This is a genomic window from Streptomyces avermitilis MA-4680 = NBRC 14893 (assembly GCF_000009765.2).
GTDB lineage: Bacteria > Actinomycetota > Actinomycetes > Streptomycetales > Streptomycetaceae > Streptomyces > Streptomyces avermitilis.
On the sequence record NC_003155.5, the window covers coordinates 2,401,458 to 2,426,777 of the forward strand.

Here is a 25,320-nt window from a genome sequence, read left to right on the forward strand (position 1 = left end):
CAGCTGTGTCGCAGTCGCCGCAAACTATCCAGCCAGGAACGGGCTTAATACTCGACACGCACTTTTCGGGCATTAGCCGTATTTACGCCTCGGCTTACGGTTCGGCGACCTCCGCGTACACCTGGGAGAGCTCCGGTGCGCCGGTCGTCGCCCACTCGTGACCGGCGGAGACCACGTCGACCTCACGGCCGCCGGCCAGCCGCACCGTGGGCCGGCCACTGGTCCAGATCTCCCAGTCGGCGCCCGCGACCGTGCGCACGATGACGGTGCCGAGATAGAGCCCCGCGTCGTTTCCCAGCCAGGGCAGGATCTCCTCGTCGTCGCGCCAGCGCGGCAGGAGCTGGTCGAGCGCCTCCAGCGAGGTCGCGGAGTCGTCGAGTTCGACGCCCGCCTGCTCGGCCTGCGAGCGCAGCAGCTCGCACTCCGAGAGAAGTTCGGCGACCCCTTCGCGATCACTGTCACCGTCGGTGAACACCGCGACACCGAAGGCCGCACCGTGCTTCTTGCGCCAGTTGCCCAGGAAAGGGATGTTCATACGCCTAGCGTGTCATTCGCACGACCTGCCGCACCACAGGCGCGCGGACCTGGCCTCGCACGGAGCCGCGCACGGACCCGGACCCGTACGGATCCGGCCCGATCGCCGCGGGTGCGGCCACCGCCTGCATTGACGTGTACCCGACGCCTCCTTAGCTTCAGGGAAGATCTGACATCACCTCGGCTTCCGTGGGGAGAGGAGCGGGACGTGCGTCGACGTCTTTGGGGGGCGGCCGCGCTGCTCGGGCTGTTCGCGGGTGTGGCGCCGGTCGCGGCGGCGGAGGCGGTCGCGGCACCGCACGGCGCCGGACCGGTCCCACTGGAACGGCTCTTCGACAACACCGCGGTCAGCGACGACCAGCGGCCGGGCGCCGCGGACTTCGACGGCTCGGGGAGCTCCCTGTCCGCGCAGGACCTGACGGCGGCCGGCTGGACACCCGGGCGCACGCTGACAGTGCAGGGCGCACGGCTGACCTGGCCGCGCCGGGCGGCGGGCGAGCCCGACAACGTACGGGCCGACGCCCAGTCGGTCCGGCTGCGCGGCCGCGGCGACGCGCTCGCCTTCCTCGCCGCCGGCACGGCCGGCTCCGACGTGAGCGGCACGGGCACGGTCCGGTACGCGAACGGCACCCGCTCCTCGTACCGGCTCACCGCCTCGGACTGGCGCACCGGCCCGCTCGCCACCAAGGCGGTGGCGCTGCCGCACATCAACACCCCCGCGGGTCAACTCGCCGAGAAGGCACGGCTGTACGTCGTGACCGTGCCGCTCGCGCACGGCCGCGAGGTCGCCTCGGTGACACTGCCGCGGGGCGGCGACCTCCATGTGTTCGCCCTCTCGATACGTCCTTCCACCCGTGGCTGGACGGGCAGTTGGGCGGCCTCGACCTCCGGTTACACGGCCGTCGGCCCGTGGACGGACCGGACTCTGCGGCTTGTGGTGCACACCTCGGCGGGCGGGCCACGGGTGCGCATCCGGCTCGACAACACGTTCGCGGCGGCGCCGGTGCGGATCGGCAGCGCGACGGTGGCGGTGCAGGAGGCGGGTGCCCGGCCCGTGGCGGCACCGGTGCCGCTCTCCTTCCGGGGCGCGGCCGGGGCCGAGATCCCCGCGGGGGCGCAGGAGGTCAGCGATCCCGTCGGCTTCCAGGTGCCGGCCGACGCCCAATTGCTGGTCAGCTTCCATCTGCCGGGGACGGTGACCGCAGCGCCCGTGCACCGGCTCGCGGTGCAGCGGTCGTACGTCAGCGAGCCGGGCGACCATGCGGGCGACGGCACTCCGGACGCGTACACCTCGGCCATCACCTCGTGGCCGCTGCTGACCGGCGTGGATGTGGGCGGTGGGCCGGGCTCCGTGGTGATGCTCGGGGACTCGATCACCGATGGCGAGAAGTCGACGCAGGACGCCAATCACCGCTGGCCCAATGTGCTCGCCACCCGTGTGCTCAACCAACATGTGGTCCCGCACTATGGCGTGCTGAACCAGGGCATCTCGGCGAATCGTGTGGTCACCGACCGCTATCCCGGAGACGGGATCTCCACCGACACCGGCGGGGTGAGCGCGCTGCACCGGCTCGACCGTGACGTCCTGGCCCAGACGTCCGCGCGCACGGCCGTCGTCTTCCAGGGCGTCAACGACGTCCGCTGGGGCGCCTCGGCGGATCAGGTGATCGCGGGGCTCCGGGAGCTGGCCGACCGAGCCCATGGGCGAGGGCTACGCGTCCTGGCCGCGACGATCGCGCCCTGCGAGGGCGAGTCCCTGTGCACCCCGGCCGCCGACACCCGGCGCACCGCGGTGAACACCTGGATCCGCGCGAGCGAGAGCTTCGACGGCGTCCTCGACTTCGACGCCGTCGTACGCGACCCCGGGCATCCCGCACGCCTCCTGCCCGCATACGACAGCGGGGACCATCTGCATCCCAACGACGCGGGCCTCGCGGCGCTGGCGGAGTCGGTGGACCTGACGCTGCTGTGAGCCCTGCTACGCGTCCTGCACGTCCAGGTCCACCACGACCGGCGCGTGGTCCGACGCGCCCTTGCCCTTGCGCTCCTCGCGGTCCACGTACGCGTCCTTCACCGCCTTGGCGAACGGCTCGTTGCCGTACACCAGGTCGATGCGCATGCCGCGGTTCTTGGGGAAGCAGAGCTGGCGGTAGTCCCAGTACGTGTAGGGGTGCTCGTACTTCAGCGGACGCGGGACGACATCGGACAGGCCCGCCTCACGGAGCGTCGCCAGGGCGGCGCGCTCGGCCGGGGTGACGTGGGTGAGGCCCTCGAAGGCGGCCACGTCGTACACGTCGTCGTCCGTCGGCGCCACATTGAAGTCGCCCATCACCGCGAACGGCCGGCTGCCCGCCGCGTCGCCCGCGACCGCCGCCTTGAGGGCCTCGAACCACTGGAGCTTGTACGCGTAGTGGGGGTGCTCCACCTCGCGGCCGTTCGGCACGTACACCGACCAGACGCGGACCGGGCCGCAGGTCGCGGAGAGCGCGCGGGGCTCCTGGACGCCGTCGAAGCCGGGGTCGCCGGGCAGGCCCCTGACCACGTCCTCGAGGCCGACGCGGGAGATCACCGCCACGCCGTTCCACCGCCCTGTGGCGTGCACCGCCGACTCGTAGCCCAGCTCGCGCAGCGCGTCCGCCGGGAACTGCTCGGCGGTCGTCTTGGTCTCCTGGATGCACAGCACGTCCGTGCCGCTGCTCTCCAGCCAGGCCAGGAGCCTCGGGAGACGGGCGGTGATCGAGTTCACGTTCCAGGTGGCGATGCGCATGCCTCACAACCTACCGGGCTGGTATGACAACCGGTCGCGCGGTGGTCCCGGCGCCGGACCTCGCCCGACTGGTCCCGGCGTCAGACCTCGGCCGACGCGCCCGGCGTCAGACGCAGGTGTTCGGAGCCGCCGAGGGCGCCGATCTGGTGGTCGTAGATCGGGCGGGCGAGGTCCGTGAGGAGGGCGTCGTGGATGTCGTACGCGCGCTGGGGCTTGACCTCGCGCACATAGTCGATGACCTCGGCGATCTTGCTCCAGGGGGCCATGACGGGGAGCATCAGCGTCTCGACCGGGTGGTCGGGGACGGTGAGCGCGTCGCCCGGGTGGAAGACGCGGCCGTCGTCGATCAGGTAGCCGACGTTGGTGATGCGCGGGATGTCCGGGTGGATCACGGCGTGCAGTTCGCCGTGCACCTGGACGTCGAAGCCCGCGGCGGTGAAGGTGTCACCGTGCCCGACCGTGTGCACGCGGCCCGGGAAAGCCGCGGAGAGCTTCTCGGCAACCGACTTCAGGGTCCAGATCCCGGCCGCCGGGTTGGACTCCAGGCCCGCCCGCAGCCGGTCCTCGTTGAAGTGGTCGAGGTGCTCGTGCGTGACCAGGATCGCGTCCGCGCCGACGGCCGCGTCCTCCTCGCTGAAGGTGCCCGGGTCGATGACGAGCGTGCGCCCGTCCTTCTCGAGGCGGATGCAGGCGTGCGACTTCTTCGTGAGCTTCATGAGTCCATCCTGCCCCCGCCGACGCGACGGAGGGCTGCCGAGACTGGTGCTCTCACTGCCAGGCTCAAAGGATCACTCCTGGGGCGTGGTCTCCTCCCGGATGACCTGCTGGGCCACCTTGAAGGCGCTGTTCGCGGCCGGTACGCCGCAGTAGACCGCCGCCTGGAGGAGCACCTCCTTGATCTCCACCGGCGTGAGCCCGTTGCGCAGGGCCGCGCGGGTGTGGAAGGCGAGCTCGTCGAGGTGGCCGCCCGCGACCAGCGCGGTGAGCGTGACGCAGCTGCGCGCGCGCCGGTCCAGCCCGGGCCGGTCCCAGATCTCGCCCCACGCGTACCGGGTGATGAACTCCTGGAAATCCCCGGAGAACGCGTCCGCCGAGGCCAGGGCCCGGTCGACATGCGCGTCGCCGAGCACCTCGCGGCGCACCTTGAGCCCGGTCTCGTAGCGGTCGGGCCTGCCCGCGGGCTCCGGCTGCATGGCGGCCGGCGCGATCTCGGCGACCGGCGCGACCGGTGCCGGCGCGGCGAGCACCGGCTTCACGGGGGCCGCGGGAATCGCCGTCTGGCCGGTGGTCGACTCGAAGGCGGGCTGCCAGGCGGTGGAGAAGTGCCGCACGAGCAGATCGGTGACCGCCGCGGGCTGCTCCACCGGCACCAGATGGGAGGCGCCGGGCACGACCGCGAGCCGGGCGTCCGGTATCCCGGCGACCAGGGTGCGCGCCTCGGCGGGGCCGGTGACCTGGTCGTCCGAGCCGACGAGGACCAGCGTCGGGACGCCGATCCGGCTGAGTTCGGCGCGTACGTCGAAGGCGGCGAGTGCCTCGCAGGACGCGATGTAACAACCGGGGTCGGTCGTCCGCACCATCTGCACGGCCCACTCTGTGATCGCGGGCTGGGCGGCGGCGAACCCGCCGGTGAACCATCTCTCCGGGGACGTACGGGCGATGGGGTCGAGCCCGTTCGTCCGTACGATCACGCCGCGCTGCCGGAACTCGTCGGCCGTGCCGAAGCGCGGCGAGGCGGCGATCAGCGCGAGCGAGGCGAGGCGTTCGGGGTGGCGCAGTGCCAGCTCGGCGCCGACGGCACCACTGAGCGCGCAGCCCGCGTAGCCGAACCGGTGCACGCCGAGGGCGTCGAGCGTGGCCAGCAGCCGGGCGGCCAGGTCGGTGACGGACCCCGCGGGGTGCGCGGGCGCGCCGCCGTGTCCCGGCAGGTCGAACCGGAACACCCGCCACTGCTTCATCAGCTCCGGGACCTGCCGGTCCCACATGTGCCATGTGGTACCCAGTGAGGGACCGAGGATCAGGACCGGGGCGTCTTCTGGCCCGTCAAAGCGGTATTGCAGGGTGTTCATCGGTGTCTCACTCACCCGCCTGACCCTCTCATCTGTCACGACAGCCCCTATGAGCGGGGTGCTGGCCGTAGCTGTTTGACCAGGTGGAAGACCTCCCGGGCCGCGTAGCGTTTGAGGCAACGCACGATTTCGCGCCGGGTCCTGCCCTCCTCGATCCGCCGCTCGTAGTGGTCCTGAGCGCGCGGGTCGACCCGCAGGCGGGTGAACACGATGCGGTGGAGCGCGGCGTTGGCCTGCCGGTCGCCGCCGCGGTTGAGGCGACGGAACTGCCGGCGTCCCGAGGAGCGCTCGACGGGGCTGACCCCGCACAAAGCGGCGAAGGACGCCTCACTGTCCAGCCGTTCCGGGTTGTCCCCCACCGTGATCAGCAGAGCGACCGCCGTGTCCGGACCGATCCCGACCACGTCGAGAAGCTGCGGGGCACGCCGTTCCACCAGCCGGGTCAGACGAGCGTCGACGTTCCGGATCTCCTCGGAGAGCTGGCCGATCCGGTGAACCGGCAGGCCCAGCGTGATCCGGGTGGCCTGCACCACCGACTCCTCGCCGACCTCCTCGCGACCACGCGCATCGGTGAACTGCGCGCAGGTACGGACGAGTACCGCCACTCCGCCCTGACCCACCTCGGCGAGCAGGGCGCCTCGCTGCTGACGCTGATGGCGAAGTCCGGCACAAGAAGCCGGAGAACGTCCGCCCCTACTTCAAGCCTTCTCCGGAGGTGATCGCCGAGCTCACCAGCCTGCTCGCCCCCACAGACGCCCGCCGCTGAAACGTCGCCGCCCGACAGAGCGGAGCCGTTCGGGTGGCGGGGTTCGTGTCCAGGACACGCGTGGCTGCTCGTTGGCGCCCGGGGGCGGTGATCCATGCGGCCCCTGTGATGGGGGGAAGGGGGTCAGCCTTCACGGCTGGGGAGCATGGCCAGGGCCTGGGAGCGCTGTGCGACGAGGTCGTCGTAGGTGCCGTCGCGCTCGGCCCAGCGGTGCATGAGTGCCGCCTTCACGAGGATTTCGCGGGGGGTGGGGTCCTCTGAGAGCAGTTGCACGACCTCGGTGGCGAAGTCGTCGAGCGGCAGCGCGTGCGGGTTCACCTTTTCCTGGCCTGCTGTGGCGACGGCCGGGGGGACGAGTTCGACGACGCTGACGCCGGTGCCGTCGAGTTGCGCGCGCAGCGCCTCGGAGTAGGCGTGCACCGCGGCTTTCGAGGCGGCGTAGGTGGGCATGGGCGGGAAGGGCAGGAAGGCGATGCCGGAGGTGACGGTGATGAAGGTGCCGGCGCCCCGCCGGACCAGGTGCGGGGTGAAGGCGTCGATGACCCGGATGGTGCCCACCAGGTTGGTGTCGATCGTCGTCGCTGCCGCCTCGAAGTGCGCGGGGTCGCGCAGGTCCTCCAGGAGCATGATGCCCGGCATCGTCACCACGGTGTCCAGCTCGGGGTACCGGGCGAGCACGGCGTCACGGGCAGATGCGACGGAGGCACTGTCGGTGACATCGATGCTGATTGTGCCGAAGCCTTCTCCGGCGAGTTCCGAGAGTGCCTCCGGGCTGCGGCCGCCGACGGCCACGGTGCTGCCCGCTGCGGCGAACCGGCGGGCCAGCTCTCGTCCGATACCCGAGGTCCCGCCGACGATGAGAACGGTGCGGTTGGAGAGATCCACGAGATCTTCCCTTCAGTTCAGAGCGCCGACGGCGTTCAGACCCGCGGCGCCATTCGGCGATGTTCTCTGTCCTTTGTGAACAGTGATGCCGCAAGTCTTGGCGGTATCCGCTGAGCGTGGCAGGGCCCCCGTCTTCCCTGGTCCTGCCAGGGCCCCCGCTGAGACGCACGCACCGCACTACGGTGTCGGTATGAAGGATGAGGAATCCGGCAACCGGCTCGGCAGCTACCTGCGCGCCCGGCGTGAGCTGGTCTCACCGGCGCGGGCGGGGCTCCCGCCCGGCGGCAACCGCCGCGTGCCCGGCCTGCGCCGTGAGGAAGTCGCCCTGCTCGCCGGCATCAGCCCCGACTACTACCTGCGACTGGAACGGGGACGCGACAAGAATCCCTCACCTCAGGTCCTCGAATCACTCGCGCGTGTCCTGCGGCTCGACGACATCGAGCGGACGTATCTGCTCGGCCTCACGGCAGCACGCCCCAGGGCTCCGCGCCGCAAGCGACCCGAGCACGTACCGGCACGGGTGCACCAGCTCCTCGCCCACCTTCGGATTCCCGCGTTCGTCGAAGGTCGCGCCTTCGACGTCCTGGCCTCCAACCCCATGGCCGTCGCGCTCTCCCCGCGCCTGCGGCCCGGCCAGAACCGGCTTCGTTCCCTCTTCCTCGATCCCGAGGAACAAGCCTTTCACCAGGACTGGGCCAAAGCCGCCGCCAGCTTCATCGCCGGCCTTCGCACCACCATCGGGGACGACACCGACAACCCCCGGTTTGTCGAACTCGTCGGAGAGCTCGCACTGTCCAGCCAGCGGTTCCGCACCCTGTGGGCCCGACACGACGTCCGCAACCTCGACGGAGGCACCACCACCGTCCACCACCCCGTCGTCGGTGAACTACGGCTCCACCGCGACAAACTCCCCATCGACGACGTCATCCTCGTTGTCTACTACCCCGACAAGGCCAGCGACGGCGACGAGAAGCTGCAACTTCTCGCCGCACTCTCACAGACCGAACCCACCGACACAGCACACAGCAGGCAGGCAGACGCCCCGCGCCCGAAAACACCCTGACGAACACCGGCCTCCCGGCAGTACAGCCAGAACGGCCGCGCCACGATGTCCGCCATCCGCGGACCGTCTCGGCGCCCGGTCATTGGTCGTCGGTGGCGTCCGGGGCGCGCAGGGGCCGCAGGCCGCCGGGCAGGTCGGGGAGCTGGAAGGAGTAGCGGCCCAGCATGTTGATGTGATGGCGGACGAACGAGGAGAGGCGGGCCACGTCCTCGTCGCGGGCCTCGAACCCGTCCTCGCGCGGCTGCGTGACGGCGGCCTCCAAGTACCTCGTGTTGAACAGCGCATTCAGGACCAAGCCCAGCGCGCCGATCTGGTCCTCCATGCCGTCCTGGTAACGCTGGTAGAGCTGTCCGGCGTTGCCGTGGAAGATCTTCCGGGCGAGCGCGCGGCGGCCCCTCCTGGAGGTTGGCCTGCGCCTTGACCACGGTGTTCTGCGGGACAGTGCGAGCCCTTCGGGCGACCAGCCTTGCCCCGCTCCCGCCTGCTGGAGCGGGGCAACAGGTGGGCGTTCTCCTGCTGAAGGGAGAACTGGCTCTGTCGACGAGGACCGCCACGCGCGCCGCGGCTCAGGCCGAGGGGAAACCGGCTGTCAGGCAGGCCAACAGCCGGCCCGGCGCGTCTTCCTGGAGAAGGTGGCCGGCGCCCTCGATCCAGTGCAGCTCCGCGTGCGGAACGCGTTCGTGCAACCACTCGGCGTACCGCGGCGGAAGAATGCGGTCCTCGCGGCCCCAGACGAGCCGCACCGGAAGCGACATACCGCCCAGCAAGTGCTCGTACGCGACCGTGTCCGCCTGCCTGATCTGGCTGTACTGACGGTAGAACGCCGCTTGCCCTGAGTCCCCTCGCCACGGTGCGAGGAACGCATCGAGAACTCCCGGCCGGAAGCCGACGTGCGTGGCGTGCCGCAGGTGGCTGGCGACCAGCGCTTCGTGCGCGTAACCGGGAAGCTTCTGGAAGACCTCCTCGTGCTCCAGGAAGAGCTGGAAGAGCCCTCTCTCCCACTCGCCGCCGCTCACCGCGTCGAAGAGGGTCAGATCCTGGTAGCTCCTCTTCTCCAGCAGCAATGTCCGAAGCGCCACTGCCCCGCCTATGTCGTGGGCGACCACGCTCGGGTCGGATAGCTCCCAGTGGTCGAGGAGCCGGGCAAAGTTCCTCGCGTGAGCCGCCAGGCTGAGGTCCTGGCCCTCGCGTCGGTCCGACTGGCCGAAGCCGAGATGGTCGAAAAAGAAGACCTTGCGGGTGCGGGCGAGGGCCGGAGCGATGTCCCGCCAAAGAAAGGAAGAATACGGCGTGCCGTGCACCAGTACGATCGGGTCTCCGCGACCCAAGGTCCCCCACCGCACCACCCCTTCAGGCGTCGCAAATTCCTCACCAAGCGTCCAGTCCATCACTGGCCTCCTCCTTGCCTCATGAACAGCGCCTTCCACGGAGAGCGTGCCTCGATGCCTCATCAGCAAGAAGCTCCCGCATCTGTGGTCCCAGGCTCACCGGCATCACCCTTGCCCCGAAGAGGGCGAGCCTTCTGCGAGCAAGGGTGAAAGTTCCGAGGAACGTGCGGGAGCCGAGGGCCACTGTCGCGATGGCTGTCATGACCATCCGGCCAACCGGCGCGGGGCCAAAGTCACCGGCAAACGCGCCTCGGCTTCTACCTCGGCGCCAGCGCACAAAGCTTCAACGACACACCCGCGGTCCACGACGCAGACCTGCACACCGCCCGCCACCTCGGCCGGCGCGTCGCCGAGCACACTCGGCTTTTGGGCTCACCTCGGCGCTACCCCCCTTACGGTCGGGTGAGAATTTCGGCTCCGCTGTCGGTGATGGCGATGGTGTGCTCGCTGTGCGCGGTCCGGCAGCCTGTCGCGCTGCGCAGCGTCCAACCGTCGGCGTCGGTGACGAGTGTGGCAGTGTCGGCCATGACCCAGGGCTCCAGGGCGAGCAGCAGTCCGGGGCGCAGCTTGTATCCGCGGCCGGGCCGTCCGGTGTTCGCGACGTGTGGGTCCTGGTGCATGGTCGAGCCGATGCCGTGGCCTCCGAACTCGGTGTTGATCGGGTAGCCCGCCTTGCTGAGGACCGTGCCGATGGCGTGGGAGAGGTCGCCGATGCGCGCCCCAGGCTTGGCGGCGGCGATGCCGGCGGCGAGTGCACGTTCGGTCGCCTCGATCATCGCGACGCTCTCCGCCGGCCTGGCCTTGCCCACCAGAAAGCTGATCGCGGCGTCCGCGGCCACCCCGCCCCTGGCTACGGCGAGGTCGAGAGTCAGCAGATCCCCGTCTGCCAGCGTGTAGTTGTGAGGCCGCCCATGGAGCACTCCGTCGTTGACGGCCGTGCAGATGTAGTGCCCGAACGGGCCGCGCCCGAAGGAAGGCGCGTAGTCGACGTAGCAGGACTGCGCTCCCGCCTCGGTGATCATCTCCTTGGCCCACTGGTCGATGTCCAGCAGGTTCGTCCCGACCGCGCTGCGCTGCTTCAGCGTGTGCAGGATGTTTCCGACCAGGGCGCCGGTGTCCCTCGCCCGCTCGAGCCGCGCGGAGTTCAGGATCTCAATCATGGGGGACCTCTCATGTACGGCCAATAACTATCCCGGTCTAACTATACCGGTATTAGAATGGGGTCATGGTCAGGTTGCCGCTCACCCCCGCCGAGGTAGAACGCGGACAGCGCCTTGGCGCCCTGCTCCGCCGAGCCCGGGGCTGCCGCTCGATGCTGGACGTGGCGCTCGCTTCGCACATCTCGCCGGAAACTCTGCGGAAGATCGAATCCGGCCGTGTGGCCACCCCCGCCTTCCCGACCATCGCAGCGATCGCCGACACCCTCGGCCTGTCTCTCGACGCCGTCTGGGCCGAGATCAGCCAGGCGGAACGAACCGTCGAGGACCAGTCGGTCCTGCCTGTCACACGGCATCCATCGCTGGTTTCGTAACGCCGCACTCGGCGAGTCAGCGGTTCACTGACCGCGCTGTGCCGGTACGCCTGCGCGCACGCTGATCACCTCGTCGACCAGCCCGAGCACCGCCCAGCGGACCTCGGCGGCTACACCGACCTGGCCGCCTGTCGGCTCCGTCGCTTCCTGCCCGAAGGGCGCGAGCGCCCGCACCCTCGCCGCGTGCCCGCACATGGGGAAGGCGTGGGAGACCCGGTAGCCGACGCACTCGCGGCAGGCGGCGACACCGCCGTTCTCCACTTCGGCATCGCGGTGCGGTTGGAGATCCGCTCCTCCCACTCGCGCCCGGCCGCACACCGCCACCACAACCGACGGGCTTCGTCGTGCTGTCAGGTGTCACGCGCGAATCACAGACCCCGCGGACACCCTCCTGACACAGGATCCCGAAACTGGACATTCCTCTCGCTCGGGGCGCTGGCCCCCAAGTCTGCGCACCCGGCTCCCGGACATCACCGGGAGATCCTCACACCGCCTTCACCAGATGTCGGCCGGCGGTGTCGCGGAGGCAGCCCGGGGGCCCGGCGGGTTGAACGTCGGCTCACGCTTCGTCCGGTGCGCCGAGACCCGTCAGGGCGCCGACCGGGTCCAGGTCCGGGGTGCCCCGGGGCCACCAGTCGTCGTGGTCCGGTTCCGATTCGTAGGCGTACCAGAGGCCGTCGTGGCCGAGGCGGAGCTGGGCATGGCCCTTCGGATGGGTGAGGCGGTTGCGCCAGGGCCGGAACGCCGGGAGGTCGGCAGCGAGGAGAAGCGGGCGGGCGCGGTCGAAACGTCCGGCCGGCGGATCCCAGGGTTCCTCGAGGACGGCGAGCCCTTCGAGTCCGCCCTGTCGCCAGGCGGCGACCGCCCGGGCCAAGTCCCCGGTGGTCCGTCCGGCGGCGGTGGCCAGCGACGCGTACAGCGCGCGTGTCGCCGCGGTCAGACCGGAACCGGGCCGGGCGGCGGCGAGTCGTACCGCGTCCTGCCACAGCGTCAGCTCGGCCACCGGATCGCGTCCGGCGGTGAGCAGGGCGTGCGCGCGGGCGGCCGCGTCGGTGGCCAACTGGTCCAGCGCGAACGGGTCCGGCCCGCCCGGGGCCGCCGGGTAGACCGGGGGCTGCTCCGGGTGCGGGGGCGCCGGCAGCGGTGCCGGGAGGGGCGGGAGCGAACGTCGGGCGAGGGTGTCCCGGGCGCGTACGCCGGGCAGCGGTGCGGGTTCCTGTTCCTGGGCGGCGCGGGCCGCGCGGGCGGCGTTGCGGCGGGACAGGGCGTCCAGCACCTCGCGTTCGCCGCGGCCGCGGAGCAGGAGCAGGACGAACGGGTCCTCGTCCAGCAGTCGCGCGGTCTGGTAGCAGAGGGCCGCCGCGTGCTTGCAGGGGTGGCCGGAGTCGGGGCAGCTGCACTGCGGGTCCAGGTCGCGGGGCTCGGGGAGCAGCGGGATCCCGCAGTCGGCGAGGGAGTGCGGCATCTCCTTGTCGAGCAGCGCGGCGATGTGCCCGGGCCGTTCGGCGGCGGCGTCCAGGAAACGGTCCCAGTCGTCGTCGGAGAGCGTGCGCAGCCGGACCTGCACGCGGTACGGGCGCGGACGGCTGCCGTGTACGTACGCGAGCACGAGCCCGGGCGTGACGGTGATGGCGTCCACGTGCCCCTGTCCGGCGTACACCCTCCCCCGCGCCAGGCGGGCCGCGTCCAGGGCGCCTTCCTCCAGCGCCGACACCCAGGCGTCGCCCCACCAGGTCTCGGCGAACCGGTCGACGCCGACGCCGTCCCCGGTCCGCGCCGGAAGGGCGGCGAAGGTGCGCCGCAGTTCCCCGTCCCGGCCGGGGGCGGCCATGGAACGGGGGACGCGCGGGGCCGAGGGCTGATGCGGCGTGTCTTCCGAGGGCGCCGAACCCGTCAGCGGGCGGGAGGGGGAGACGGGGGGACGGGGCTCGGTCTCGCGCCCGTCGGCACGACGGTCTGCCGTCGGCGTCGACCTGCCGCTCCACACCTCGTCCTCGGCGTGCGTCGAGGACGAGGTCGAGGCGTGCGTCGAGGCCGCGTCCCGCGTTTCGTCTCGCGGGGCCGCGTCCGTGGGAAGCGCGTCCGCAGGAAGATCCGTCGGGTCATCCGCAGGAAGTACGAAGGCGCCGGCGAGGAACTCCCGGAGCTCCCGGGCCCGGTTGCGCCTCTCGTCGCCCTCGCCCGGTGTGCCCTGTCGCTCCCGGGAATCGGTGCGGCTCGCACCGGCCGAACGGCGTGCGGCCCCGACTCCCCTGGCCCTGGCCTCTCGCTGCCCCTGCTTCGCGTCATCACGCGCGGCACGCAACGCCTGCCGTGCGATGTCGCCGGGGCGGCCGGCCTGAGCGTCTTCCTTCGCGGCGGGCAGCCCGGACCAGCCCTCCGCAAGCTCCTCGCCTTCACTGGACTCACCGGACTCACTGTGCTCAGCGGGCCGGCTGGGCTCAGCGGGGCTGTCCGGTGCCGGTGGTGCTCCCTCGCCGGACCCGGCAGCGCTCCCCCGCGCCGTCGCCCGCCGCAATGCCTCACGTGCCACGTCGCCGGGCCGGGAGCGTCGACCCGAGGTCTCGTCGGACGTCGTGGGGCCCGCGTCCCGCACCGGGTCCGCCTCGGCCTGGGCATCGGCATCGGCATCGGCATCGGCCTGGGCATCGGCGCGGGGAGCATCGGCATGGGCTCGGGCATCGGCATCGGCATCGGCATCGGCCGCGTCAGCCCCCCGCGCGTCCCGCCCCCGCGCGGCGCGCAAGGCGCGCCGCGCCACATCCGCGGGCCGCTGCGAGCCGGAAACATCAACCTCACCGGCCGGGTCGTGCGGGCCGGTCACGTCGGCCCCGTCGGCGGAGCGCCGAGGATCGGCCCCGTCGGCGGCCCGCTGCCAGGGGGACCGCTCCGCCCCGTCGTCCATCCCCTGGGTCCCCGTCATGTCGGTCATGTCGGCCTCCGCAGCGACACCAGGTCCGACAGGTCGCGGTCGGTCAGTTCCGTCAGGGACGACTCGCCCGAGCCCAGGATCGCGTCGGCCAGGGCCCGCTTGGCCTCCAGCATCTCGGCGATGCGGTCCTCGACCGTGCCCTCGGTGATCAGGCGGTGGACCTGCACGGGCTGGGTCTGGCCGATGCGGTAGGCGCGGTCGGTGGCCTGTTCCTCGACGGCCGGGTTCCACCAGCGGTCGAAGTGGACGACATGGCCGGCTCGCGTGAGGTTCAGGCCCGTGCCCGCCGCCTTGAGGGAGAGGACCAGGACCGGGGTCGTACCGCTCTGGAAGCGGTCCACCATCCGCTCCCGCTCGGGGACCGGGGTACCCCCGTGCAGCAGCTCGACGGGGACGGCGCGCGAGGCCAGGTGTGCGGTGATGAGACGAGCCATTCCCACGTACTGCGTGAAGACCAGCGCCGAGCCGTCCTCGGACAGCAGCGTGTCCAGCAGCTCGTCCAGCAGGGCCAGCTTGCCGGACCGGGCGGCCAGGCCCGCCGTGCCCCCGGCGTCCTCCTTCAGGTACAGCGCCGGGTGGTCGCAGATCTGCTTCAGGGACGTGAGGAGCTTGAGGACCAGGCCACGGCGGCCGATTCCCTCCGCCGTCTCGATCGCGAGCATCGACTCCCGTACCACCGCCTCGTAGAGGGAGGCCTGCTCGCGGGTGAGCGGCACCGGGTGGTCCGTCTCCGTCTTCGGCGGGAGTTCGGGGACGATGCCCGGGTCGGACTTCTTGCGGCGCAGCAGGAACGGGCGGACCAGTCGGGCCAGGCGCTCCACCGCCTCCTCGTCCTCGCCGTTCTCCACGGCCCGCGCGTGGCGGGCGCGGAAGGACTTCAGCGGGCCGAGCAGACCCGGCGTCGTCCAGTCGAGGAGGGCCCAGAGTTCGGAGAGGTTGTTCTCGACGGGCGTGCCGGTCAGGGCGACCCGCGCGGGCGTGGGGATCGTGCGCAGTGCCTTCGCCGTGGCGGAGTAGGGGTTCTTCACGTGCTGGGCCTCGTCCGCGACGACCATGCCCCACTTCTGTTCGGCGAACCGGGGTGCCGCCGACCGCATCGTCCCGTAGGTGGTGAGCACGAAGCCGCCGTCCAGGTCCTCCAGGCTGCGGTCCGGGCCGTGGTAGCGGCGGACCGGGACACCGGGGGCGAATCTGATGATCTCCCGCTGCCAGTTGCCCAGCAGGGACGCCGGGCAGACCACCAGCGTCGGTTCACTGCGCGCCCGCCGCAGATGGAGTGCGATGACCGTGACCGTCTTGCCCAGCCCCATGTCGTCGGCGAGGCAGCCGCCGAGGCCGAGGGAGGTCATCAGGTCCAGCCAGGCCAGGCCTCGCAGCTGGTAGTCCCGCAGGCGGGCTTGCAGCCCCTCGGGGGGCTCGGCGGGCCGCACTCCCGCCGTCAGCCGGTCGCGCAGCACCGCGAGCGCGCCCGCCGGGACCGCCTCGACCGTCTCCCCGTCGACCTCCGTGCTGCCGGTGAGGGCGGCGGAGAGCGCGTCGACCGGGTCGAGCAGGCCCAGCTCGCGCTTGCGGGCCTTGCGGACGAGGGCCGGGTCGACGAGCACCCACTGGTCGCGCAGCCGGACGACGGGACGGTGGGCTTCTGCCAGGGTGTCCATCTCGGCCTCGGTGAGGGGATCGCCGCCGAGCGCCAACTGCCAGCGGAACTGGAGCAGTTCCTCGCTCTCGAAGAAGCCGGTGCCGTCGGTCGCGGAGCCGGGTGCGGGCCGCACCACCGCGGCCGCGGTCAGGTCGTGGGCGAGGTCCCTCGGCCAGTGCACGGCGACTCCGGCCGCGCCGAGCCGGGTCGCGGCGACGCCGAGCAGTTCGGACAGCTCCTGCTCGGACAGCGCCAGTACGTCGGGCACGTCCTGTTCGGCGAGCCGGTCCAGCGGTGGCCAGACGCGGGCCGCGCGGCGGACGGCCAGGGCCGCGTCCACACGCGCGCGTGGTCCGAACGTCGCGTCCGCCTCGCCCGCCCACAGCGCCGCCGCGTCGACCACGAGGGTCGGGTCGGCGAGGCTGTGCACCTGGACGACGGCCGCGCCCGCGCGGCGGGCCCCTTCGCCGTCGTCGAACAGCTGGTACGCGGACAGATCCAGGCGCAGCGAGACGCGTACGCCGGCGTCCATCCCCGCGGCCACCTCGGCGGCCCAGTCATGGGCTCCCGGCAGCCGCTGCGGCTCGCGCGCCGCGAAGGGCTTCCCGGAGGTGTACGCGGCGGCCGGGGTGCGCGGCAGTGTGTCCGCGACCGCGTCCAGGAAGGACCTCATCAGCGCTTCCGGCTCGGGAAGCCGGAGCGGTCCCGGGCCCGGGAGCGGGACGGCATGGCCCTCGTACGGAAGGGCGGCGGCGACGGCCCTGAGGTGGGCGATGTCCTCGGGGTCCAGCGGTCCGGCACGCCATGCGTCGAGGCCGTCCGCCGTCAGGCCCGGCAGCAGCCGGCCGCGGGCCACGAGCCGCAGGGCGTGCAGGGCGGCGGCGCCCCAGCAGGCGGTGGCGGGGTGGGCGGCGGGGTCACGGCGGGAGCGGGCGAGCAACGGCAGGGCCGCGTCGAGCGGCAGGGACACCGCGGGCACGGTGCCTCTGCGCACGCCGGCTCCGTGCGGTCGTACGACCGTGAGCTCCTCGTCGGACAGCGGGGTGCCGGGGAGCGGTGGCAGCGGTCCGCCCGCCGGATCCCAGAACGCGACCCGCCCCTGTCGCGGCAGCGGCGCGGGCAGGAAGACGGCGGCCAGCCGCACCGGCACGGACGCGTCGACGACCACTCCCGGCCGCACCGCGACCGCGCCGGCGGCGCGTGCCGCACCCCCCGGAACCACCCCGTCCCCCATACGCCCGGTCACCTCCCGCCCCTGCGTCGAATCAGTTGTCTTCGACTGTACGGGCGGGGTCTGACAATCGGCCCCGGCGCCTGGTCGCCGGTCATCGGCAGGACCCGTCAGGGCACCGCCCGCGACACCACGTAGACCATGGGGTGCTGGGGATCGGACCGGTTCACCACGATGTCCTGCGTGGGCGCCGGGTCCTTCTGGTGGTGGACGAGGCCGTACCAGGGCCCGGGTCCGGTGAACTCCCAGCCGACGATCCGCTGGTCGCGGGCGCTGATGGCGATCTTGTCCTGCTTCAGCTCGCCGGTGTTCGTGCCGATGTTGTCGAGGAACGTGTCCAGAGCCTCGTTGCTGGTGCGGAACTGGGCGTACAGGCGGCTGGTCTTCCAGTTGTTCGTCTCGTAGTAGGCGACGTCACTGGACCACCCCGGTATCGGCACCTGGTAGAGCCGGCGCTGCACGCGCGAGGGCCAGCCCGCGGTGAGGCCGGTCGCCGAGTACTTCTCCTCCTTGTCCTTGCCGCTGTCGCGGCTCTGGTTGGCGGAGATCACCAGATAGCCGGCCGGTACCCCGATGAGCAGCACGATGATCAGCAGGGTCAGCGCGCGGCGGCGGATCCTGTGGCGTGGGTCCTCCGGGGTGCGCGACGGTTCGTCGGGCGAGGAGGACTGCCGGGGGACCGAGGCGGCCGTCACGGCGACTCCTTGGTCGTGCGACGGGACTCCACGTACCGCTCGTAGCGCTCGTAGCGCTCCACGCGGCGTCGGTTGGCGCGCCGGAAGCGGCGGGCGACCAAGCGCGCGAGGTCCGCGGCGCCGACCATGCCGGCCTCGGGGCCGAGCTGGGCGCGGGCGATGCGGGCCTCGGGGCGGTAGCCGCGGCCCGTGAGATGCCGGCGGAACGCGTCGCGGGCCGGGCCGATCAGCAGGTCGTCGGCCGCCGAGACGCCGCCGCCGATCACGAAGCAGGACGGGTCGAGGGCGGCGGCGAGGTTGGCGATTCCGACGCCGAGCCACTGGCCGATGTCCTGGAGCAGCTCGATGCACATCGCGTCGCCCTCGCGGGCCAGCTCGGTGATCATCGGTCCGCTGATCTCGGAGATGTTGCCCTTGACGTGCTCGATGATCCCGTACGCCACCGGGGAGTCGGCGGCGGCCAGCTCGCGCGCCTCCCGGACGAGCGCGTTGCCGGAGCTGTACTGCTCCCAGCAGCCGCGGTTGCCGCACGGGCAGCGGTGGCCGCCGGGCACGACCTGCATATGGCCGAACTCGCCCGCCACACCGAACTTGCCGCGCTTGACCTGGCCGTCCTCCAGGATCGCGCCGCCGATGCCGGTGCCCAGCGTGATCATGACGAGATGGTCCTCGCCGCGGCCCGCGCCGAAGCGCCACTCGGCCCAGGCGGCGGAGTTGGCGTCGTTGTCGACCAGGACGGGGACCGCGAGACGTCCGGCGAGGCGGTCGCGCAGGGGCTCGTTGCGCCAGGACAGGTGGGGGGCGAACAGCACGCGGTTGCGGTCCGCGTCGACCCAGCCGGCCGCGCCGATGCCGACCGCGTGCACGTCGTGCCGGTCGGACAGATCCAGGACCAGCTCGACGATCGTGTCCTCGACGACCTTGGGGCTCTTGGACTTGTCCGGGGTCTCCGTGCGGAGCTTCTCCAGGATGTTGCCGTCCGCGTCGACGACGCCCGCCATCACCTTCGTGCCGCCGATGTCGATGCCGACGGTGGGAACGCGCGGCGCCGTCAGATGGGAACGGCGCTCACGGGTCCCCACGGTCCGCAGGACGGTGGCCCGCGCGGAGCCGCGGTGGGTGAAGTCGCGGTAGGTGCTCATCGCGCCGATTCTGCCTCACGCCGCGGCGGCCCCGCATCGCGGAGTCCCGCTAGTCGCCGGGGGCGGCGTCCCTGGGGTGTCCGCCCAGGTGGGTCGGCGCGGGAGCGCGTTCGAGTTCGTGCCGGAGGTCGTCGAGCTCGCTGCCGCCTGCCATCTGGCGGGTCAGCTCGTCCAGGGTGATCTCCTCGCGGGTGTGGCTGCCGAACATGGCGCCGCGCTTCAGGAGCACGAAACGGTCGCCGACCAGATAGGCGTGATGCGGGTTGTGGGTGATCAATACAACACCCAGACCGGCGTCCCGTGCGGCAGCCACATATTTGAGGACCACACCGGACTGCTTCACACCGAGGGCCGCGGTGGGCTCGTCGAGGACGAGGACCTTGGCGCCGAAATAGACGGCGCGGGCGATCGCCACGCACTGGCGCTCGCCGCCGGACAGGGTGCCGATGGGCTGGTCCACGTCCCGCAGGTCGATGCCCATCCGCAGCAGCTCGGCATGGGTCGTCCGGCGCATGAAGTCGACGTCCAGGCGCTTGAACGGGCCCACGCCCTTGCGCGGCTCGGAGCCGAGGAAGAAGTTGCGCCACACCGGCATCAGCGGAACGACCGCGAGGTCCTGGTAGACCGTGGCGATACCGCGGTCCAGGGCCTCGCGCGGGGAGGACAAGTGGGTGTCCTCGCCCTCGATGCGCAGGGTGCCGCCGTCGTGCCGGTGCAGCCCCGCGATGATCTTGATGAGGGTCGACTTGCCCGCGCCGTTGTCACCGAGCACGCAGGAGATCTCGCCCGCGTGGACCTCCAGGGAGACATCTTCGAGGGCGCGGATGTTGCCGTAGTGCTTGCTGACGTCGGCCAGCTCCACGAGCGCCGTACGCTCCACCGTCCCGGTCACTTCGTGGCCTCCGCGCGCTTGCGGACCCAGGCGTTGAGCAGGGTCGCGAGGAGCAGCATCGCTCCGAGGAAGAACTTGAACCAGTCGGGGTTCCACTCGGCGAAGACGATGCCCTTGCTGGTCATGCCGAAGATGAACGCGCCGACCGCCGAGCCGACCGCGCTGCCGTAGCCGCCGGTGATCAGACAGCCGCCGATGACGGCCGCGATGATGTAGATCAGCTCGTTGCCGACGCCTTCGCCGGACTGCACGACGTCGAACGAGAACAGCAGGTGCTGGCCGGAGATCCAGGCGCCGAGGGCGACGCCCATGTAGAGGCCGATCTTGGTCTTGTTCACCGGGACGCCGACCGCGCGGGCCGCGTCCTTGTTGCCGCCGACCGCGAAGATCCAGTTGCCGACCCGGGTGCGCAGCAGGATCCAGGAGGCGACGGCGACCAGGCCGAACCACCACAGGATGGTGACCTTGAAGTCGACGCCGCCGATGGTGAACGTCGACGCGAAGAGGTCGTGCGCGGAGGAGAAGCCCTCCATGTCGGAGATCGACTTGGTGGAGACCGTGCCGCTGATCAGCTTGGTGAAGCCGAGGTTCATGCCGGTCAGCATCAGGAACGTGCCGAGCGTGATGATGAAGCTCGGCAGATTGGTGCGGGTCAGCATGACGCCGTTGAAGGCGCCGATCGCCAGCGTGACGAGCAGCGAGACGCCGACGCCCACCCAGACGTTGGCGGTCATCTGGTAGCTGAACATCGACGAGACCAGCGCCGACGACGTCACCAGGACGCCGGCGGACAGGTCGAACTCGCCGCCGATCATCAGCAGCGCGACCGGGACCGCCATGATGCCGATGGTCGAGGACGCGTAGAGGACCGTGCTGAGGCTCGCGGCCCGCAGGAAGCTGTCGGCGACGATCGCGAAGAACACGAAGACCGCGACGGCGCCGACCACCGAGCCGAGTTCGGGGCGGCCCAGGAGTTTGCGCAGCGGCGAGGTGCGGAGAAGCCGCTCGTCCGCGGTGGTGGCGGTCATCGCGTGCCCCGCTTCGTGTACTGCTCCAGCTTGGCCGCCTGGTCCTTGGTGATGATCTGCGGGCCGGTGAGCACCGGCTTGCCGCCGCCGAGGACGTCGGAGTTGTACTTGTACAGCCAGAGCAGGTCCACCGCCTCGTACCCCTGGAGGTAGGGCTGCTGGTCGACGGCAAAGCCGAGCGTGCCGTCCTTCAGCTCGGCGGCGACCTTCGCGTTCAGGTCGAAGGTGTCGATCTCCGCCTTGCTGCCCGCGTCGTTCCTGGCCTTCACCGCGGTGTCGGCGTAGGGGGCGCCGAGCGTGACGAGCGAGTCGATGGAGGAGTCGGCCTGGAGCTTGGCGCCGATGGAGGACTGCACGTCGGGCATGCTCGTGCCCTGGACGTAGAGGTTCTGCACGGTGCCCTTGAAGGTTTTCTTGACGCCCGCGCAGCGCTGCTCATGGCCGACGTTGCCCTGCTCGTGCAGGATGCACAGGGCCTTCTTCCGGCCGCGCTTGTTCAGCTCCTCACCGACGGCCTCGCCGGCGACGGTCTCGTCCTGGCCGATGTGCGTGAGCGCGCCGAACGCCTTGGACTCCTCGGAGCCCGAGTTCACCGTCACCACGGGGATGCCGGCCTTCTCGGCGCGGGCGACGGCGGCCTTCATCGCGGCGGGCTTGGCCAGCGTGACGATGATGCCGTCGACCTTCTTGTCGACCGCGGCGTCCACGAGCTGGGCCTGCTGCTGCGCCTCGGCGTTGTGCGAGTACAGGAAGTTGATGTTGTCCTTGACGGCGGCCTGCTCGGCGCCGCTCTGCACGATGTCCCAGAACGTGTCGCCATCGCCCGAATGGGTGATCATCGCGAAGGTCCATCTGGGCGTGTTCACCGCGGCCTTGCCCTGGGCGGACGCGGCCTTCCGGGCGTCCTCGGCGCGCTTCCCGCCGGTGCTGCTGCACCCTGCGAGAGACACGCTGAGCGCCCCTGCCAGCGCGATGATTGCCCAGGTCCGAGTCCGTGCCACGAGGCCGTGCCCTTCTTGCCGTGATGCTTGGTCCGTCCAAGTATCGGACACAGGGATCGTGCATCCGGACATCGGGTACCGCTCGCTGTGCACTTCCTGAGCCGCGCCGCGCCCTTGCGGGGGACGCCCCCCTCAGGAACGTACGGCCGGCTCAGGGCCGTACGAGCAGCTGGAACTCGAAGGAGTAGCGCGAGGCGCGGTAGGTGTGGGTGCCGAACTCGACGGCCCGGCCCGTGTCGTCGAAGGTGGTGCGCTGCATCGTGAGCAGCGGGGCGCCCTCGGGCTCGCCGAGCCGCTCGCCCTCCACCGCCGTGGCGGCCCGCGCGCCGACGGACTGCCGGGCGCTGTGCAGCGTGATGCCGGCGGCCCGCATCAGCCGGTACAGGCCGGTCGCCTCCAGCTGCTCGCTGTCCAGGCCGAGCAGTCCGGTCGGCAGGTAGTTGCAGAGGTACGCCATCGGCTCGCCGTGGGCCAGGCGCAGCCGCTCCACCTGGTGCACGTCGCTGCCCTCGGCCACCCCGAGCGCGGCCGCGACCTCGGCGGAGGCCGGCACGAGGGTGTTGAGCAGCACCTGGGTGGCCGGGCGCTGACCGGCGGCCTCCAGGTCGTCGTACAGGCTGCTCAGTTCCAGTGGGCGCTTGACCTGGCTGTGCACCACCTGGGTGCCGACGCCGCGTCGGCGTACGAGCAGGCCCTTGTCGACGAGGGACTGGATGGCCTGGCGGACCGTGGGGCGGGACAGGCCGAGCCGCGCGGCGAGCTCGATCTCGTTGCCCAGCAGGCTGCCGGGGGTCAGCGTCCCGTGCTCGATCGCGGCCTCCAACTGCTGGGACAGCTGGAAGTAGAGCGGGACCGGACTGCTGCGGTCGACGCTGAGCTGGAGCGAGACGGTCGGATCCACTTCTGGTTTCGGCACGGCCCGAGCGTAGCTCCGGTGATTGTTGACGGGAAGTTGTGTAGTTCGGTTGTCCGGACAAACCATTGACACAATGCCCGGTCCGACCTCACTTTGTTCCCATGCGCATCGGACTTATCGGAGCGGGTCGTATCGGTACATTCCACGCGACCACGCTCAGCCGCCACCGCGACGTCGGCTCGCTCATCATCACGGACGTCGCCCCTGCTCGGGCCCATGAACTCGCGGACCGCCTGGGCGAAACCGCGGCGCCCGGCGTGGACGAGATCTTCACCTGGGGTGTCGACGCCGTGATCATCACGGCCGCGACCGCGGCCCACGCCGAACTGATCGGCCGGGCGGCGCGCTCCGGGCTCCCGGTGTTCTGCGAGAAGCCCATCGCCGTCGATCTGCCGGGCACGCTGTCCGCACTGTCCGAGGTGGACGCCGCCGGAACGATTCTCCAGATGGGTTTCCAGCGCCGCTTCGACGTGGGTTACACGAACGCGCGGGAGGCGGTGCGCTCCGGCCGGCTGGGGCGGCTGCACACGGTCCGTGCGATGACGGCCGACCAGTCACCGCCCCCGCCCGACTACCTCCCGCTCTCCGGCGGCATCTACCGCGACTGCCTGGTCCACGACTTCGACATCGTGCGCTGGGTGACCGGCCGCGAGATCGTCGAGGTGTACGCGACCGGGGCCGATGCCGGGCCCGCGATGTTCCGCGAGGCCCAGGACGTCGACACGGCCGCGGTGGTCCTCACGCTCGACGACGGCACGCTCGCCACGGCGACGGCGACCCGCATCAACGGGGCCGGCTACGACGTCCGCATGGAACTGGCAGGTGAGCTGGACACGGTCGCGGTCGGTCTGGACGACCGGACGCCGATCGCCTCCACGGAACCGGCCGGGCCGCCGCCCGCGGACAAGCCGTGGACCGGCTTCCTCGAGCGCTTCGGGCCCGCGTACGAGGCGGAGCTGGCCGCGTTCGTCGAGGTGGTGCGCGGCGAGCGCGCCAACCCCTGCGACGGCCGCGAGGCACTCCAGGCGCTGCGCGTCGCGGAGGCCTGCGAGCTGTCCCGGCACGAGCGGCGCCCGGTGCAGCTCGGGGAGATCGCGGGCGGGCGGGACTAAGACGCCCACGAACCGAGGTCAGGCCCCGGCCGTCAGCACCGTGCCCTGGGCGACCGCGCACAGGGCTTCGGTGCCGTCCTCGGTCACGGTGAGCAGGTCGCAGCGGACGACGGCCTGGCGGCGGCCCGCGTGCACCACCTCGGCGCGGGCCACGAGGGTGTGGCCGAGAGCCGGGCGGACGTACTGGATGGAGAAGCCGCCGGTGAGGACCGCCGGGCCGAGGGCCGCGCCGCCCGCGAACGTGATCGCGTTGTCGGCGGCGTAGGAGAGGACTCCGCCGTGCAGGAAGCCGTTCTGCTGGTGGAGTTCCTCGCGGATGCCGACCTCAAGCGTGGCCGCGCCGTCCCCGAACGCGGTGATCCGCGTACCGAGCAGCCGGCTGAAGGGCTGGCTGTCCAGCGCCTGCTGGGCCGAGGAGAGGTCCAGGGTGGCGGGGGCGTTCATGAGGGCGGGCCTCCGGTGCGTCCGTGCGGTCGGGGTGTCTCCCCGCGGTGTCCGCGACGACGGTACGCCCCTACCAGCGCACCGGGAGCCGCCGCACCCCGCGTATCAGCATGCCCGGCGGCCTGGCGCCCGGTGGGCCGTCGAGCGCCAGGTCGGGGCAGCGCTCCAGGAGTGACCTCAGGGCCACCCTGGCTTCGAGCCGGGCCAGCGGTGCGCCCAGGCAGTAGTGAATGCCGTGCCCGAAGGCGAGGTGGCCCTGGGGGGCGCGGTGGATGTCGAAGACGTGCGGGTCCGGATGACGCGCCGGGTCACGGCCGGCGGCGTCGAGCCCGATCATCACCGGGTCGCCCTCCGCGATGGCCGTACCGCCTATCTCCATCGACTCGGCCGCATAGCGGTACGTCGCCGTCTCGACCGGTCCCTCGAAGCGCAGCACCTCCTCCACGGCGCCGTCGAGGAGCGTCATGTCGGCTCGCAGCGCGGCCAGTTGGTCCGGATGCGTGAGCAGGGTGTGCACCCCGTTCGTGATCAGGTTGACCGTCGTCTCGTGGCCCGCGACCAGCAGGATGAACGCCATCGCGCGCAGCTCTTCGCCGGACAGCCGGTCGTCGTCCTCCGCCCTGGTGCGGATGAGGTCGCCGAGCAGGTCGTCGGCGGGTGCCGTGGACCTCTTGTCATCGATCAGCTCGTCGAGGTACGCGGCCAGCCTCTCGTAGGCGGCGAGCTCCGCGTCGCCGCCGGTGGGTGCCACGATCTCGTTCGACAGGGCTCGGAACGTCACCCGGTCGATGTCCGGCACGCCGAGCAGCTCACAGATGACGGTGATCGGCAGTGGGTAGGCGAAGGAGTCCACGAGGTCGGCCCGGCCCCGCGGCAGCATCTCGTCCAGCAGTCCGTCGGTGATCTCCTGGATGCGCGGGCGCAGCGCCTCCACGCGCCGCATGGTGAACGCGCGGGCGACGAGGCTGCGCAGCCGGGTGTGCTCCGGCGGATCGACGACCAGCAGATAGGGGCCCATCAGCTCCACGTCCAGCGAGGTGAGCCCCTTCTTGGTGCCGTCCTTGGACAGTCTCGGGTCGGCGAGGGCGGCACGCGCCTCCTCGTGTCCGACGACGAGCCAGCCCTCGAACGCCTCGGGCGGCGGGGTGCGCACCCAGTGGACGGGACCCCGCTCGCGCAGCTCCGCGTACACCGGATACGGGTCCTCCGTGAACCGCGCGCCGTACTCTCCCAGGTCGATCACATTCCCCATGAGCTCCCCCTTCCACCCGTGACAACGCGCGAG

23 protein-coding genes and 2 pseudogenes are annotated in these 25,320 nt (G+C 71.5%); 5 read left to right on the forward strand and 20 right to left on the reverse strand.

What is annotated here, in order from left to right; translation table 11 throughout:
- Positions 1-94: 94 nt before the first annotated feature.
- Positions 95-535 carry a DUF6278 family protein gene (locus SAVERM_RS10350; protein WP_010983404.1) on the reverse strand — a complete coding sequence of 147 codons (441 nt, stop codon included), beginning with the start codon at positions 533-535 and terminating at the stop codon, positions 95-97.
- 207 nt (positions 536-742) lie between these two features.
- Between SAVERM_RS10350 and SAVERM_RS10355 the strand changes: the two genes are divergently transcribed.
- Positions 743-2,506 (forward strand): SGNH/GDSL hydrolase family protein, encoded by a 1,764-nt coding sequence (locus SAVERM_RS10355; RefSeq protein ID WP_010983405.1) that lies wholly within the window; start codon positions 743-745, stop codon positions 2,504-2,506.
- Positions 2,507-2,512: 6 nt separating this feature from the next.
- Here SAVERM_RS10355 and SAVERM_RS10360 read toward each other — a convergent pair whose 3' ends face one another.
- The 4 genes from SAVERM_RS10360 to SAVERM_RS10375 all read right to left on the reverse strand — a co-directional run bounded on the left by SAVERM_RS10360 (position 2,513) and on the right by SAVERM_RS10375 (position 5,990).
- Entirely contained in the window at positions 2,513-3,301 is a 789-nt protein-coding gene (locus SAVERM_RS10360; RefSeq protein WP_010983406.1) for an exodeoxyribonuclease III, read from the reverse strand.
- An 80-nt stretch (positions 3,302-3,381) separates the two neighbouring features.
- Complete coding sequence (locus tag SAVERM_RS10365) at positions 3,382-4,017, reverse strand: MBL fold metallo-hydrolase (protein ID WP_010983407.1); 636 nt, start codon at positions 4,015-4,017, stop codon at positions 3,382-3,384.
- A 72-nt stretch (positions 4,018-4,089) separates the two neighbouring features.
- The gene (pcaDC, locus tag SAVERM_RS10370) at positions 4,090-5,385 is read right to left on the reverse strand and encodes a bifunctional 3-oxoadipate enol-lactonase/4-carboxymuconolactone decarboxylase PcaDC (RefSeq protein ID WP_010983408.1); all 1,296 of its coding nucleotides are present in this window, start codon (positions 5,383-5,385) and stop codon (positions 4,090-4,092) included.
- Positions 5,386-5,417: 32 nt separating this feature from the next.
- On the reverse strand, positions 5,418-5,990 hold the full coding sequence (locus SAVERM_RS10375) for an IS110 family transposase (protein WP_010983409.1): 573 nt from the start codon (positions 5,988-5,990) through the stop codon (positions 5,418-5,420).
- Here SAVERM_RS10375 and SAVERM_RS44650 point away from each other — a divergent pair.
- A pseudogene (locus SAVERM_RS44650) lies at positions 5,964-6,136 on the forward strand (site-specific integrase); the annotation flags it as partial. The gene SAVERM_RS10375 and the pseudogene SAVERM_RS44650 overlap by 27 nt on opposite strands.
- 123 nt (positions 6,137-6,259) lie before the next feature.
- Here SAVERM_RS44650 and SAVERM_RS10380 read toward each other — a convergent pair.
- Entirely contained in the window at positions 6,260-7,021 is a 762-nt protein-coding gene (locus tag SAVERM_RS10380) for an SDR family oxidoreductase (protein ID WP_010983410.1), read from the reverse strand.
- Positions 7,022-7,211: 190 nt separating this feature from the next.
- Here SAVERM_RS10380 and SAVERM_RS10385 point away from each other — a divergent pair, with 190 nt between their 5' ends.
- Positions 7,212-8,084, forward strand: coding sequence for a helix-turn-helix transcriptional regulator (locus SAVERM_RS10385; RefSeq protein ID WP_010983411.1), 873 nt, complete (start codon positions 7,212-7,214; stop codon positions 8,082-8,084).
- 79 nt (positions 8,085-8,163) lie between these two features.
- On the opposite strand, the pseudogene SAVERM_RS10390 reads toward SAVERM_RS10385, so the two are convergent.
- The 3 genes and pseudogenes from SAVERM_RS10390 to map all read right to left on the reverse strand — a co-directional run.
- Positions 8,164-8,506, reverse strand: a pseudogene (locus SAVERM_RS10390) (Tn3 family transposase); the annotation flags it as partial.
- A 144-nt stretch (positions 8,507-8,650) separates the two neighbouring features.
- Positions 8,651-9,472 carry an alpha/beta fold hydrolase gene (locus SAVERM_RS10395; RefSeq protein WP_010983413.1) on the reverse strand — a complete coding sequence of 274 codons (822 nt, stop codon included), beginning with the start codon at positions 9,470-9,472 and terminating at the stop codon, positions 8,651-8,653.
- A gap of 392 nt (positions 9,473-9,864) precedes the next feature.
- Positions 9,865-10,632 (reverse strand): type I methionyl aminopeptidase, encoded by a 768-nt coding sequence (gene map, locus SAVERM_RS10400; protein WP_010983414.1) that lies wholly within the window; start codon positions 10,630-10,632, stop codon positions 9,865-9,867.
- Positions 10,633-10,697: 65 nt separating this feature from the next.
- On the opposite strand from map, the gene SAVERM_RS10405 reads away from it, so the two are divergent.
- Positions 10,698-11,003: a helix-turn-helix domain-containing protein gene (locus SAVERM_RS10405; RefSeq protein ID WP_010983415.1), complete on the forward strand. Its 306-nt coding sequence runs from the start codon at positions 10,698-10,700 to the stop codon at positions 11,001-11,003.
- Between the two features lie 24 nt (positions 11,004-11,027).
- Here the strand turns inward: SAVERM_RS10405 and SAVERM_RS10410 are convergent, their stop codons facing one another.
- The 9 genes from SAVERM_RS10410 to SAVERM_RS10450 all read right to left on the reverse strand — a co-directional run bounded on the left by SAVERM_RS10410 (position 11,028) and on the right by SAVERM_RS10450 (position 22,464).
- On the reverse strand, positions 11,028-11,264 hold the full coding sequence (locus SAVERM_RS10410; RefSeq protein ID WP_037647302.1) for a hypothetical protein: 237 nt from the start codon (positions 11,262-11,264) through the stop codon (positions 11,028-11,030).
- A gap of 298 nt (positions 11,265-11,562) precedes the next feature.
- Positions 11,563-13,935: an SWIM zinc finger family protein gene (locus tag SAVERM_RS10415; protein WP_010983417.1), complete on the reverse strand. Its 2,373-nt coding sequence runs from the start codon at positions 13,933-13,935 to the stop codon at positions 11,563-11,565.
- Positions 13,932-16,808, reverse strand: a complete 2,877-nt coding sequence (locus SAVERM_RS10420; protein ID WP_078234620.1) for a DEAD/DEAH box helicase — start codon at positions 16,806-16,808, stop codon at positions 13,932-13,934. The genes SAVERM_RS10415 and SAVERM_RS10420 overlap by 4 nt, the downstream gene beginning before the upstream one ends.
- A gap of 107 nt (positions 16,809-16,915) precedes the next feature.
- Complete coding sequence (locus SAVERM_RS10425; RefSeq protein WP_010983419.1) at positions 16,916-17,500, reverse strand: hypothetical protein; 585 nt, start codon at positions 17,498-17,500, stop codon at positions 16,916-16,918.
- Positions 17,497-18,642, reverse strand: coding sequence for an ROK family glucokinase (locus tag SAVERM_RS10430; protein WP_010983420.1), 1,146 nt, complete (start codon positions 18,640-18,642; stop codon positions 17,497-17,499). The genes SAVERM_RS10425 and SAVERM_RS10430 overlap by 4 nt, the downstream gene beginning before the upstream one ends.
- Positions 18,643-18,691: 49 nt before the next feature.
- A complete protein-coding gene (locus SAVERM_RS10435) occupies positions 18,692-19,534 on the reverse strand; it encodes an ATP-binding cassette domain-containing protein (protein WP_010983421.1) in 843 nt (280 codons plus the stop codon).
- Entirely contained in the window at positions 19,531-20,562 is a 1,032-nt protein-coding gene (locus tag SAVERM_RS10440) for an ABC transporter permease (RefSeq protein WP_010983422.1), read from the reverse strand. Before SAVERM_RS10440 ends, SAVERM_RS10435 begins: the two co-directional genes overlap by 4 nt.
- Positions 20,559-21,563 carry a sugar ABC transporter substrate-binding protein gene (locus SAVERM_RS10445; protein ID WP_010983423.1) on the reverse strand — a complete coding sequence of 335 codons (1,005 nt, stop codon included), beginning with the start codon at positions 21,561-21,563 and terminating at the stop codon, positions 20,559-20,561. Before SAVERM_RS10445 ends, SAVERM_RS10440 begins: the two co-directional genes overlap by 4 nt.
- Positions 21,564-21,714: 151 nt before the next feature.
- Complete coding sequence (locus SAVERM_RS10450; RefSeq protein ID WP_010983424.1) at positions 21,715-22,464, reverse strand: GntR family transcriptional regulator; 750 nt, start codon at positions 22,462-22,464, stop codon at positions 21,715-21,717.
- 116 nt (positions 22,465-22,580) lie between these two features.
- On the opposite strand from SAVERM_RS10450, the gene SAVERM_RS10455 reads away from it, so the two are divergent.
- Positions 22,581-23,591 carry a Gfo/Idh/MocA family protein gene (locus SAVERM_RS10455; protein WP_010983425.1) on the forward strand — a complete coding sequence of 337 codons (1,011 nt, stop codon included), beginning with the start codon at positions 22,581-22,583 and terminating at the stop codon, positions 23,589-23,591.
- 18 nt (positions 23,592-23,609) lie between these two features.
- Here the strand turns inward: SAVERM_RS10455 and SAVERM_RS10460 are convergent, their stop codons facing one another.
- Positions 23,610-24,035 carry a PaaI family thioesterase gene (locus tag SAVERM_RS10460; RefSeq protein WP_010983426.1) on the reverse strand — a complete coding sequence of 142 codons (426 nt, stop codon included), beginning with the start codon at positions 24,033-24,035 and terminating at the stop codon, positions 23,610-23,612.
- 70 nt (positions 24,036-24,105) lie between these two features.
- Positions 24,106-25,287: a cytochrome P450 family protein gene (locus SAVERM_RS10465; RefSeq protein WP_010983427.1), complete on the reverse strand. Its 1,182-nt coding sequence runs from the start codon at positions 25,285-25,287 to the stop codon at positions 24,106-24,108.
- Positions 25,288-25,320: the final 33 nt, after the last annotated feature.